The sequence below is a fragment of the Streptomyces sp. NPDC043952 genome, assembly GCF_056435325.1.
The window spans coordinates 329,075-341,624 of record NZ_JBWKES010000005.1 but is presented as its reverse complement, the minus strand read 5'-3'; the positions used below and the strand labels follow the sequence as shown (position 1 = coordinate 341,624).

7 protein-coding genes are annotated in these 12,550 nt (G+C 70.3%); all 7 read right to left on the bottom strand.

All coding sequences use genetic code 11. From position 1 onward, the window contains the following. Positions 1 to 29: 29 nt before the first annotated feature. Complete coding sequence (locus AC069R_RS08700) at positions 30 to 824, bottom strand: hypothetical protein (protein ID WP_478765700.1); 795 nt, start codon at positions 822 to 824, stop codon at positions 30 to 32. Then, a complete protein-coding gene (locus tag AC069R_RS08695) occupies positions 814 to 1,059 on the bottom strand; it encodes an S-type pyocin domain-containing protein (protein ID WP_478765698.1) in 246 nt (81 codons plus the stop codon). Before AC069R_RS08695 ends, AC069R_RS08700 begins: the two co-directional genes overlap by 11 nt. Positions 1,060 to 1,281: 222 nt before the next feature. Further along, entirely contained in the window at positions 1,282 to 2,166 is an 885-nt protein-coding gene (locus tag AC069R_RS08690) for a hypothetical protein (protein WP_478765696.1), read from the bottom strand. Further along, on the bottom strand, positions 2,163 to 4,340 hold the full coding sequence (locus AC069R_RS08685; protein WP_478765694.1) for a hypothetical protein: 2,178 nt from the start codon (positions 4,338 to 4,340) through the stop codon (positions 2,163 to 2,165). Before AC069R_RS08685 ends, AC069R_RS08690 begins: the two co-directional genes overlap by 4 nt. Further along, complete coding sequence (locus AC069R_RS08680) at positions 4,337 to 5,260, bottom strand: hypothetical protein (RefSeq protein WP_478765692.1); 924 nt, start codon at positions 5,258 to 5,260, stop codon at positions 4,337 to 4,339. Before AC069R_RS08680 ends, AC069R_RS08685 begins: the two co-directional genes overlap by 4 nt. Before the next feature lie 150 nt (positions 5,261 to 5,410). Further along, the gene (locus AC069R_RS08675; protein ID WP_478765690.1) at positions 5,411 to 6,088 is read right to left on the bottom strand and encodes a Crp/Fnr family transcriptional regulator; all 678 of its coding nucleotides are present in this window, start codon (positions 6,086 to 6,088) and stop codon (positions 5,411 to 5,413) included. 370 nt (positions 6,089 to 6,458) lie between these two features. Continuing rightward, positions 6,459 to 12,524 (bottom strand): hypothetical protein, encoded by a 6,066-nt coding sequence (locus AC069R_RS08670; RefSeq protein WP_478765688.1) that lies wholly within the window; start codon positions 12,522 to 12,524, stop codon positions 6,459 to 6,461. Between the last annotated feature and the right edge of the window lie 26 nt (positions 12,525 to 12,550).

The window sequence follows — 12,550 nt, the reverse complement described above, 5'->3', positions numbered from 1 at the left end:
GCCACCCGCTACGACAAGACCACCCAGTCCTACCAAGCAGCCGTCACCCTCGCAGCACTCCTGATGTGGGCGTGACATTTGACGACAGATCCTAGGCGCGGCGGCAGCCCGTCCGGCAGCAGTTCGTCGTGGTGCCCCGGCTCCAGCGACCGCAGCCACGCCGCGCACGCCCCGGCATCGGAACAGCCGTCCGACAGATGCGTGCTGAAGACTTGCCGCGGGTCCGGCGGCAGATGGCGGACGACGGTCATGCCCAGGTTGTCCTCCAGGGAGGCGACCAGCCCCGGAGCGTCCGCCAGGACGAGGAGCAGACGGGCCCCCGCCTCGGCCAGGCGCCCTTCGAGGCGGGATATGTCCCATGCCCGGAGCGCGAGGGGGTCCGGGGGCTCCATCACGAGGTATCCGTGCATACCGTTCCCCCGCGGTCCCCATTTGGAGATGTTGACCGCCCCGTCCACCTGGACGAGCAAGGGCTCCTCGCTGCCGTGCGCCAGCAGGTTGAGGGCATGTGTCTCCCGCCCGCTCCCCGGTTCCCCGACGAGTACTGCGATGCCCGAGTCGAGCGCGGTCAGGGCCTCTTCGAATCCGGGAGGCGGTACGAAACACCGTCGGGCCGACTTCAGACGGCCGGCCCGGACGGGGCCCTGTCGCATCGGTGCCGCTGCCCCGCCGCCTTCGGCCGGGCCGACGGTGGTCTGCTGTTGACCGCCCGCCACCACACCCGTGTTGACGGTGCTGTGGGGAGCCACCAAGACCGTCTCGCGACCGGCCAAGGCCGCGAGGACGGCGGTGAGGTCGTCGCTCAGGAACGGTTCAGTCGTCATCGTCCGCTCCGGCGTCCGACAGGCCGGCGAACTCGACGGTGGTGACGTGCTGGCCGCCGTGGACGACGCCCGTGTTGATGATTCCGCGCTCGGCGTTCAGGACCGTCGCGGGCTCGGTCGCCGGCGTGCGCTGGGCCCCCGGCGCCGTCGGCCCGGGCACCACAGACGCACCGGCTTTTCCTGGTGCACGAAAATCAACGACATTGTTCGTGTTGGAGTCTTCTTCTGTTCGCATGTCGACCTTCGGTGAACTGAACGCCCTTGGTGATCGGGCGTTCGCCTCGTGGACACGTCGAGATTCCCGCACAACGGTCCGCGGGTCGGTTCCCGAGGACCAGAAAACGAGTGAGCGCGGTCACATTGCCGAAGCGTTCCAAAAAGCGCACCAAAAGAGCGAGGCGCTGCCTTGATGGCAGCGCCTCGCCTTTCTCTTGACTCGCCGGTCGCGGTCGTGAGGTCAGAACTTTCCGCCGGGAACCGGGCGGCCGAGCGAGGCGATCCGATCGCGCAGAAGGCAGGAGAGTTCCTTCCGCTCCTGCTCGGTCAGTGCGCCCAGCAGCGCGGCCAGTTCCTCCTGCCAGTCCGTGCGCGGAGGGTTGAGCAGGTCCGGGTGGTCGACTGCCCAGTCGAGCACCTGGCGTACCTGGTCCGGGTGCCTCAGGAGCCAGAGTGCCGCCAAGGACACCGGTCCGGCGTGAAGCGCCTGAAGACAGAATTCGTACTCGCCCCGCCGGCTGGTCGTCCACGAGTAGCGGACGCCCATGCCTTCCTCTTGGCCGAGGAGCAGTTCCTCACCCGTTTCCCGGAGCCGGACGTCGAAGACCCGGAAGGTCAGGCCCGTCTCCGCCAGACGCTGCGGGGCTCCCAGGTGCTGCATGATCTCGGGCGCTCCGAGTCCGCTGCCCGCGGCCGCCTGTATGTCGGCCAGGCGGTGCAGTTCGCCGGTGAGGTGGCCACGCACCACGTGCCAGCCGTGCACGGTCCTCGTGCGGACCAGCCGCACGGGGTCGTGCACCCACCAGGACACCCACAGGTCGACCGATTCCGTGCCGTAGACCGTGGGAAGGCCGACCGCCCGGGTCTCGACGTGTTCGGTGGTATCCACCCGGAACGCTTCCGCGTAGTCACCGCCCAGTGTGGGTGGCGTCGCCTCGTCCGGCATGGGCAGATCAGCCGCGCTGCCGTCGGGATCGCCACGGCGTCCGAGGACGTAGTAGTTCCCGTCCGTGTCCCTCAGCACCAGTGACCAGTCCTGTGCCGTGGACCAGCGATGGCTGAGGATCTCCCGCCAGGGCGGCCTGGTGACCCGGTAATACAGGGGTTCGGTCGATTCGTCGCTCACGCTGCCTCCCACCGTTCGCCGGAGCGCCATCTGTCCAGCGCGGTCCGTGCCGCATACTGCCCGGCCCAGCCGTCCGTCCCTCTTTCCTGCAATTCGACGAAAAGCCGGAACTCGCCGCTGTGCATGGCGCCGGCCAATGCCGCGAACAGGTTTTCCACGGCCCGGCGCGGCACGTCGTCCCACTGACCCCGTTCGGCCCAGTCGAGCAATTCCAGGCACGTCGCTTCGAACACCTCGCCGGAATTCAACGCGCGGCGTGTCATGTCGACGATTGCGGTCGCGTCAGGCCCCCATGCGGCAAGCCGGCGCAGGAACCACTGCGGGGACCGAAGCATGTGACCGAACAGTGCGAGCACCTGGTCCCTGTTGCATCGCCCCTCTTCCAGCCATGCGACGAGGCAGCCGAACACCTGGGCCTCGTGACCGGCCTGGAACAGGCTCATCGTCGCGACCCGCACAGCGGCCAGGACCTGATCGTTTCCGACCGCTCCTTCGCCCGCCGGCCGGTCCCGGACGCCGAGGAGGAGTGTGCGGAGAAGACGCAGTGCGAGGTCCGGACGTGAAATGCCGAACTCCGAGCCGCACGCGTAGGCCACGGTCGTCCGGCGCTGGGAGTCGGCGGCCCGGCTCCAGCCTTCGAGGCGATAGCGCACCTCCGCGACGAGAACAGGGTCCTGGGCCGCGATGCCCAGCGCGTTCGCCGCGATGAGACGGCTGTTCACGCGCTCCGACCCGACGAGCGCCTGGATGTGGCGCAGCGCGCGCCGCCCGCCTCCCCATTTCGCCGCGTTGCCCATGAACCTGCCGGCCGCGAAGGTGAGTTCGTTGGTCCGGTCCACCTGCCGCAGCCACTCCACCAGCAGCTCCGACAGCTGTCCGTACTCGCGCCACACGTACCTGAGCACGGCGTCCGCCTGCCGGTGTCCGACGAACGTGATCGCTTCCACGCTGTGCGCGTACGCCCCCGCCGTGTGGATCCGGCGCTCCTGCCGGACCGCGCGGACGGCATGCAGCAGTTCGGTGAGGGAGCGCCGGAAAGCGAACTCCGGGTTGGGGCGTTCGGCCTGCCCCTCCCCTTCAGCACCAGTTCCCGGCAGCATCGCGGCCAGACGGCCCTGCGACAGCGTCAGCAGTCTGTCCGCTTCCTCCCGGACGAGCCGGTGGTCCAGCCCCTCGAAGACACAGGCGGCCAGCAGGAACGCCAGGGCGTCCGGATCACCGCGCAGCCTTGCCACGAGGTCCGGGACCTCCTGCTCGGCCCGGTAGCCCAACCGCGCCTCCAGGTCACCGAGAGCCTCCGGGTCCCCGTCCGCCGCCACAATGGCCGTCACCAGTTCCACCACGTCGGCCGGAACCAACTCGGGAGCCAGCAGGTCGCCCAGATCGTGGCGTCCCTCCAGCGCCGACAGCAGACGTTCCCTCTCCCACCGGTCCTCCACCACCGCCTCGAAGTAGCTGCCGAACACCATGGCGGGTGGCGGCGGTACGCACATCACGGGCGTCACGCGCAGATCCTGTTCGAGTCGGCGCAGCAGGGCCGTGTCATCGGGCAGGACGATCACCATGCGCGCCCCGGCCTCTTCCAGCAGCGCGCGCACATGCCCCAGTACACCGGGGCCGAGCGGCCGGGACGGGAACAGTCCGTCCATGAGGTATCCGCGTGCCGACGCGTCGGTGGGCTGCCAGCGGTCCAGTTCGACGACGCTGTCCAGCGCCCGCAGCGGGGCCTCCTTCCCGCAGCTCGCGCGCAGCAGGTTCAGCGCTGTGGTGCGGCGGCCGGTCCCGGCGCGTCCGGCGAGGAAGAGCGGCCCCCGCTCCAGCATGAGCAGCGCTTCGTCGAACCAGCCGGGTCGTGCGAACCCGAACTCGGCTGCCCGCGCCTCCGCTTCCGGAATGGGCCCTTCGCGCACCCTCCCTTCCCGTGGCGCGCGTCCACCGCTCACGGACGCGTTGTGGATGCGCTGCCCGCCGTGTACGGAACCGGCGTTGACGTTTCCGTTCGGGGCGTACACGAACGGGCCGCCCACCCGCGCGGCGCCTCCGATGGCATCGATCAGCTCGGACAGTTCCCGTTCGGTCTCATCGCCGTAGGGCGGGCCCTCCGGCGGGAGGCTCGGGACGCCCGGTGCGGGGCCTTTCGTCCCGACCGGCGGGATGCCCTCTCCGGGTGTCACCGCCGCCCCTGATACTTGTCGCCGCGGACCTGGTCCCCCTGGAAGCCCCGGACACGGCCGGCCTTGTTACCTTCGACGTGATCACCGGCGACGTGGTAGTTGCCCACGCTCTGCCCGCCGTGGACGGTGCCGGTGTTGATGTTCCCGTTGGGGGCGCTGTTCCTCATGTGCCGGCCCTCCCCGCTCTCGTTCACCGATGCGGGCGCGGCGTCGGGCGCCGCCGGCACGGTGGTCCCGTCGTTCGCGGGCTCCTCGTACAGGGGCCCGGACGGCTGCGGTACGTAGATCCACGCCCGCTGGGAGAACGGCTTGCCGTCGACGGTCGCGGCCACTTCGACGAAGTGGTCGGGGTGGCGCCCGGTGTAGCCGCCGGCGACCGCGTCCTGGTAGCAGCGGTCGGAGAGGATGGCCGCCACATGTGTGACGTTCTCCTTGTGGGAGGCAAGCACAGCCTTGACCGGGCGGGAGTCCAGCAGGCGATGCGTGTCGTTGCGTGCCGTGCCGTTGCCGCCGAACTCGTCTCCGGTATCGGGCAGCGGGCCGATGTGCAGACTGACCCGCAGCCTGATGGGCAGCGCTCCGTGGGACAGCACGTTGTAGTCGGTCAGTACCTCCTGCAGCGTGAACAGCAGGGGGTGGATCACGAACGGCATCCGCGCGGGATCGAATCCGAAGACGTAGCCGTCGCCGGTCGAGGCGGGAAACCTGCGGTCATCCCAGAGGTCCCGCAGCTCCGCCCTGGCCAGGGCCGTTTTGAGAAGTGCGGGTACGGCACGGCTGACGCCTTCGTGCTCGATCGCGGGGCGCCCCGTGAAGTCCTTCGCGTCCACGGCCAGGATGCCCCGGTAGTGCGGCAGTGGACGACTGTGGCGGTAGGGGCCGGTGGGTCGCTCGGGCAGGTCACTGCTCAACTCGCGCATGACGCTCCTCTGTGAAGCCCGCCCGTTCCGCGAGGGGTCCGGGCGGGGACGCTGATGCGTGCGATGACGTGCACGAGGCAGCTTCACAGGGAGGGGGCGGGCGTTCCGTTCCGCAGACCCCGACGGAGGGTGGTGTGAGTCACATGGTGGTCACGCGCTGTCCCGGCCCCGGACCAGCCGCCGCAGGTTGTCCTCATTGACCACCGTGATCCGGCACTTGCCGACCTTCACCGTGTCCGCGCCCAGCTCCTCCAGTGCCTTGGTGACGGCCTTGCGGCCCACGCTCAGGTGCTGCGCCAAGTCGTCCCGCGTGAGGGAGAAGGTGGGTGCCCGCCTACCGGAAGGGTCTCGTCCGCCGGAGATGTCCACGAGGCGCAACAGGGCCAGAGCCAGACGTTCGTGCACGGCTCCGTCATGGATCTCCGTCTGCTCCAACAGACGGTAGGAGGCCATCACCGCGAGACGGTGGGCCAGTTCAGGGCGTTGCACAAGCCGACGGAAATCCTCCGCGAAGACCACGGATGCTTTGCATATGCTCATGGCCCATACGCTGGCCGTCCGGGTGCCGCCGCACTGGACCGCCACTTCGCCGAGGATCTCACCCGCCCCCCGGAAGGCGAGCAGCCGCCGGCGCCCGTCACGATCGACCCGGACGACTTTCACCAACCCACTTTCCAGGGCGAGTACATGAGTTCCCCGATCCCCCTGAGTCAGCAGGGGGGTGCCCGGCAGGTAGGTCTGCAATCGATGCGCCGTCAGTCTGTCCCATTCCGCGCGCGACACCAGCGCACGAAACGGCAGCACCAAAGGAGTGCGATCTTCGCTCATGCGATCACGCTAAGGGCAGCGCGTACCGCTCAAGCAGGGAATGCCGGATTCCGCACCAGTAGTCGCTCAAAGCGGCCGGAACCATACCACTCGGCCAGATCACGCCCCGACAGGGCCGGTCGGGCCGCACCGGCCACCGATGCCCTTACAACGCGGGGATGCGGGAAATCGGCCTGCCCAGATTGAAGACCTTTCGGGCGACATTCCGTTTGAGATTCGGAGTGGAGAACCCCCCAGCGAAAGGATGCCATGACAGACGCAGGAACCCACCCGCTCTCGCCTGCGTCTCCGACCGGGCCACTGCAATCCCGACCGTGAACCCGCACCGGCCGCCGGGACGACCGGACGGCCGGCACGGTGTCACGCGGTGTCATCCGTGGAGCGCCACGCACTCACGGAGCAGTGGTTCCAAGCGCAGCTGGGTGTCTTCGCGATCGAACACCTGAAGGGCGTCCAGGCAGCTGACGATCCAGCGTGCCTCGTCCTCGTCATCGATCTTGAGCGCGACGGCGGTCACCGCGCCCTCCAGGTCGAAGAAGCCGTCCTTGAACTCGTCGCCGAGGGCCCGGTACCCGGCGGTCAGCAGGGGATCCGCGTACACGCCGGTCGCCTCGGCGAATTCCCGGGCCTCGACCCGGTTCGCACGGAGGCCCGCCAGGCGGCGCAACACCTGGTCGGAGTCGCCCAGTTCCTCGTGCAGGCGGTGGGCTCGGCCGACCAGGAGCGGCCAGCCGCCGGTCAGTTCATGGAGACGGTCCAGTCGGTCCTCCGTATGGAACATGTTGACGCGTTGGGCCCAGCCGCGCAGGCTGCGGTGGTCATGCCGGCGCAACACCACCGGGGCAGCCGAGGTAAGTTCGGTTCCCACCAGCAGGGAGCGCCACAGGGCGAGCTGAGCGGGGTCGGTGACGAGTACGACCGCGCGGGTGACCCCCGGAGTGGCGGGCAACAGCGTCTCGGCCAGGTCGACGGCTTCCCGGCAGGTCTCGGGCCGGACGGGGTCCCGGTAGTTGACGAAGTCACTGATGACGACCCGTCGTTCACGGGGGCGTCCGCCGGTGAGTTCCTGCTTGTAGGCGCTGGGCTTGCCGACCGGTGGCAGCGTCCAGCCGTCGATCGGTCCGGCGATCGTACGCAAGGTCCGGGCGACGTCGGTGACTCCGGTGGCGGTGCTGCCGAGGACCACCCTGGTCCGGTTGGACCGCTCGCCCAGGAGGTCGTCGAGCTGGGTGTTGGTCAGCGGAGCCGGCCTGCCGTCGGGCAGCTCGGGGCGGCCCTCCTGCACGATGCTCTCCTGCAGTTCACAGTCCTGCTCGGCCCTGAGCAGACGGGCCTCCACCTCGTGGGAGGTACCGATCATGCGCAGGGCGTTGGGACCGCGCAGATGCCATCCCAGGCCGTCGTGGTTGGGCGCGAGGATGCCAAGACCGACCATCTCGGAGAGGTAGGCGCGGAAACCCTCGGTGTCGAGCTGTTCGAATCCCTTGCGCCAGTAGGTCTCGCACTCCTCACGCAGCTCGGTGTCGCTCAGCCGCACCTCCAGGCCGTGATGGCGGGCGTGGTACGCCAGCACATTGGCGATCACGTCGTAGCGGTGGTCGAGGCTCAGCGTGTCCTTGAAGGCCGCCGAGATGCCGTCCCGGAGCGCGGCGTCCGCCTCCACGATCTCGATGTCGGTCACCTCCACCTCATAAGGGGGTTCCCCAGCTCCGCGCCGCGCCCGCTTGCGGTGCATCAGCTCGACCAGCCGGTGCCCGAACATCTGTAGCAGGAACGGCTGGTACGAGCAGTATCCGAGGACGCGGTTGACAAGATCAAGGTCCTTGAACTCGAACCCGAGCGCCCGCATCGGCTCGACCAGCAGTTCCGCGGCCGACTGGGGAGCCAGCGGGCCGATGACCTTGGGGGTCTGAGCGAGGTGGCCGAACGGTCCGTTGCTCGCAAGCTTGGAGAAGCGCTGCACGGAGTGAAGTCCTGCGAAGACGACCTTCGCCGCGTCCTTGGTGTCGGACCCGAGGCCCTTGAGCTTCTTGGTCTGGTCGAACCGCGGGGCGTCGGCCTCGAAGAACTGGTCGCACTCGTCGAGCAGGATCAGCAGCCGGCGACGGGAGTCCCCGTCCAGCCACGTCCGGATGCCGGCGCGCACCCGCTCGGAGGTCTCCTGTCGCTTTCCACGTCCCTGCAGCCGTTCATCGAGTACCTGTGCCACGCTCAGCTCCCTCAGCAGGACGCTCCACAGCGCCTCCGGCCCGCGTGAGCTGCCTTTGCCGATGTTCTCCTGGTCGAGGTTGACGTACACCGTCTGGTGATAGCCGGGGCGCTGCTCCATGAACCGTTCCCCGGCGTCGGCGAGCAGTGCCGACTTGCCCAGGCCCCGGCCGCCGTAGATGACCTGGGTGCCGCGCGGGTCGAGGATGCTCTTGCGTTCGGCGTCGCGGCCGTAGAACATCTCGCCGCCGATCCGGCCGCGCTTCTCCCTGATGTAGGGGTTGACGCCGGAGAAGGGCAGCAGGGTCTGCGTGGCGGCGCTGACCTGGCGGTTGCCGCAGGCCGCGAGATAGGCGAGGGCGGCGTCGTCCACGACCAGCAGCGGCTGCAACCGGTCGGAGCCGGCGGCGAGTTCGGCTCGGGCCTCGCGGCTCAGCGTGCCGAAGTAGACGACCAGAAGGCTCGCTCCGCTGGTGTCGCGCTCCGCCCAGCTCATGACGACCTTGGCGGGCGGCCTGCCCCAGACCATCATCACCCGCAGGTTGCCGCCCTGTTCCTTGATCTGCGAGCCGAACGCGGGCGCCTTCGCCCTGCCGTTGATCTCCACGCCGGTCGCTTCGAAGAGCCGGTATTCCCGCCGGTGCTGCGACCGGTCGTCGAGCGGCCTGGCGCTCTTGGCGTCATAGCCGAGGAGTTTGAGCAGGGGCGGCACCTGCCGCGTCGGGGCCACCTGGAGCCTGTCCTTGCGCTCCGTTGCGGCAAGCGCGCGCCACTCGTCGAGAGCGTCGGCCGCCAGCGCCGCCTCGTCGGTGGAGAGACCGCCGTAGTCCAGGACCGGAACCATCGGATGCTTTCCGCCGGACCGGACCAGCTCGACGAGATCGAGGTCGATCCCTCCGGGCAGGCCGTCGGGCACGGCCGGGAAGAACTCGGTCAGATGGGACTCGCCGCCCTCGATCTCCGGGACGGGTTCGCCGATCTCCAGGAAGTAGACGAGGTCGGCGGCGGTGGCCAGGTCGTTCGTCTCCAGGCGCCGCAGGACCTGGGCCCGCTCCTCCACGGAGGGGTCCAGGGCGTCGAGCCGGGCCCGGATCCGGTCCGCCGCCTGTTGCCGGAAGGCCGGCAGGCCGCTCCGTACCGTGTCGAGTGCCCGCCGCACGTGCAGCAGGTCGTGCCGGTCGGCGCTTTCGAGGCGGTTGTGGGCGTCGGCGAGCAGCTCCTGAAGGCCCAGGTCCTGGTCCTCGGTCACGGCGCCGTCGGCCTGAGCGCGGTGCAGCTCGGCGACGAGTGCGTCGTGTGCCTTCCGCAGCTGTGCGCGCCGGGCGGTCTCCCGGTCGTCGATCTCCGCTTCCGCGGGCGGGACGAACTCCCCCGCCCCGGCGGCGGGCAGCAACCCGCGTCCGGCCAGCTCGACGATGTCCCGAGCCGCGGTGAACGCGTCGTGGGAGAGCCGCTCGTCCAGGGCCTCCTGCCAGCTCCGGTGGACCGCGGTCAGCAACTCGCCGAGTGACAGCGGCTCGTCACAGGCGTCGCACACCTTCAGCCGCTCCGCGTCCAGCACGAGCGACGGGTCGACGGAACCAACGGAACGCGTGGTCACGGTGTCCCCGGCCAGCAGAGCGAACAGTTCCTCCATCGAGGCGTGGGCCGCCCAGGCGATCGCGCCCGAGAGGGCGTCCGGACGCCGCGCCAGCCCCTCCAGTTCACCCAGCGCCGCTTGCCTGCCGTCCAGCAGGGACTGGCGAAGGGAGGAGATCTCCTTGACCGCCCGGTTGCCGTCGGCACGGTCGCTGCGACGGGTGCCGTCGACCGCCAGGCACCACTCCTTGACCAGGCTGACGGCCCGCTCCACGAGATGCACCAGGTCCTGCCGCCCGGAGCCCTGCAGTGGCTTGCCGCTGGGCGAGCGGTACTTGCGGTCCATGCGGTCGATCTCGCTGTTGACCTCGGCCAGCTTCGACAGCCGCTCGACCTGCTCCCGCGCCTGCTGCAGTGCGTCCCGGTTGTCGCCGACGACGGTCGTGAGCAGTGATCCGAGCATCCCGTCGCCGGGAGCGAGCCAGCGCTTGGCGATCTCCGTCGCCCGTGCGAACCGCAGCCGCTGCGGTGCGAGCAGGGCACGGCTCTGATCGCGCAGCTCCCTCAGCCGGGCCTCGGTCTCGGAGACATCGGCGACCAGCGGCGAGGCGATCAACAAGGCGCCGCTGAGGGCACGGTCGGCGACGGCGGTCGCCGCCTCCCCCAGCCGGTCCGGGAGCCGGGGCACCAGCGCCTTGAGCTGAGCGCCCGCGGTGTGGTCGCCGGTGATCAGCGCGGTACGCAGGAGGGCGGGCAGCAGGAGGAGTTCGCTGCCCTCGGTGTCCTGGCCCGCGTATCCGCCGTACTCCTGGAGCAGGTCCGCCGTCAGCCGGGCGCTCTGGCTGTCCCCGGAGGTCAGCAGCGCGGCGGCACCGGCCAGGCGGAGCGCCGCCACTTGGGGCTCGGGGTGGCCGGCGGCCTTCGCCACATGGTGGGCGAGTCCGAAGCGCCGCTCCACGACCAGCAGCGCCAGGGCCCGCTCGGCCGCGGCCCCATCGGCCAAGTCGTCCGCGGCCGGGGTCGCCTCCGGGACGGGCGTGTGCTCGGCGGGAGAGACCGCGGGAGCAGCTGGCGCCTGGACAGGCGCGTCGGCGGGCGTGGGGGGCGCCGGGTCGCTGTCGGCGGCCGACGCGGCGTCTGCGGCGGGGGCGTGGACCGGCTCGGTGGTCGTCGTGGCTTCCGGCTCGGAGGCGGGCTGGGGCGCGATCACCTCGGTCTGTGCGGCCGACGGTACGGTTCCGTGCCCTGCGGTGGTCTCGGCATCGGCGGGCTCGGCGGCGCCGTGCGCCTCGGCGGTCCCAGCCGGTTGCGGGTCTTTGTCACCGTCCGCCGGCTGGTCCAGCGTCAGCTCAGGAGCGATGAGCACCGCCATGGCGCACGCGGGCAGGACCCGTACGACCTGCCCCTGCAGTGCCAGGATCTCCGTTGCGGCATCCTCCTGTCGTCCCAGTCTGATGAGCCGGGCCAGGGCGGCGAGCGCGGCGCTCTCCTCCCGCTGGGGCTCCCCCCAGGCCGGCACGTCCAGCAGGCGGCGGGCCGCGCCCCGCACGGCCTCGGCGGCAGCGACGGCGGCGGCGGAGCTGTCCGGGCGGCAGGCGACATCCAGTAGTTCCCGCAGCGGTCGGCGGGCCTGGAGATCGGCTTCGCGGGCGGTCCGGTACGCGCGTGCGGCATGCGTCATGTCCTCCAGACGGCGGGGGATCCCCTCGATCCCGGCGGCCCGGAACACCGCGTCCACGTCGTCGAAGACAGCGTTCAGCGCGGCGAGCGGAGCCAGGTCCTCGTCCTGCGGAGGGCGGCCGTCCATGACCGCGCCGGTGACCTTCTCCGCGGCCTGGCGGGCCCTCGCGAGGGCGCTCTCCAGCTGCCGGCATGCCTCCTCGGGAGCCTCCCCCTCGGTCCCGGTACCGTCGGACGCGGGAGCGGTCTCCTCGTGCGAGGTGCCGGGGTCCGCTGCCGCTGTCTCCGGGGCGGGGGTGCTCATGCGCGGCCGGTCGGCGATGGCAGCGCGCGCTGGTTCACTGTCCTCCACGAGCGCCAGCCCGTCCTCTTCCGCCGCTCCGAGGGCGACATCGGGGTACGCCTTCACCAGGGACCGCGCCGCGGCAGCGACGGCGGCGAGCCGGGCCGACTCCTCGTCGTCGGCCGTCGCCCCGAACCAGTTCTGGTCCGCCGCCCAGGCAAGGAGATGGGCGTCGGTGACGGAGGCGTTGCACCACGCGAACACGGTGGCCCGGACCAGCGTGGCGCCCCACCGGGCAACCGGGTCGGGAACCGGCTCCCCGTCCCTCGCCAGGACGAAGTCGCCCACCTGGTTCATCACGGTGACCGTGAGGCTCCTGATCCCGCATGTGCAGGTGTGCTGCCGCGACTCGCGCCGCAGCCTGGCGAGGACGTCCCGGCACAGGGCGCTGCTCACCCGTCGAGGGGCCGACATACGGATGCCCAGATTGGTGAGCAACTCCTGGCGCTGCTTGGGCCTCAGGGAGTTGAAAGCGAGTTCCACCATGTCCGCCGTGAGGTCGTTCAGGGCGGCGACGGCCGGGGAATCCAAGGCGTTGAGCGCGGTGGCCAGGCCGTCGAGGTCCTCGGCCGAGACGCTCGGCGGGGACCACGGTGGCCCTGTGACGACGTGGTAGCGGTCCTGCATGTACACGCACTCCGTTTCTGAGGGGT

Coding starts and splice junctions, on each gene's coding strand:
- AC069R_RS08695 (WP_478765698.1), bottom strand. CDS start 1,059: ATGCGAACAGAAGAAGACTCCAACACGAACAATGTCGTTGATTTTCGT.
- AC069R_RS08700 (WP_478765700.1), bottom strand. CDS start 824: ATGACGACTGAACCGTTCCTGAGCGACGACCTCACCGCCGTCCTCGCG.
- AC069R_RS08670 (WP_478765688.1), bottom strand. CDS start 12,524: ATGCAGGACCGCTACCACGTCGTCACAGGGCCACCGTGGTCCCCGCCG.
- AC069R_RS08675 (WP_478765690.1), bottom strand. CDS start 6,088: ATGAGCGAAGATCGCACTCCTTTGGTGCTGCCGTTTCGTGCGCTGGTG.
- AC069R_RS08680 (WP_478765692.1), bottom strand. CDS start 5,260: ATGCGCGAGTTGAGCAGTGACCTGCCCGAGCGACCCACCGGCCCCTAC.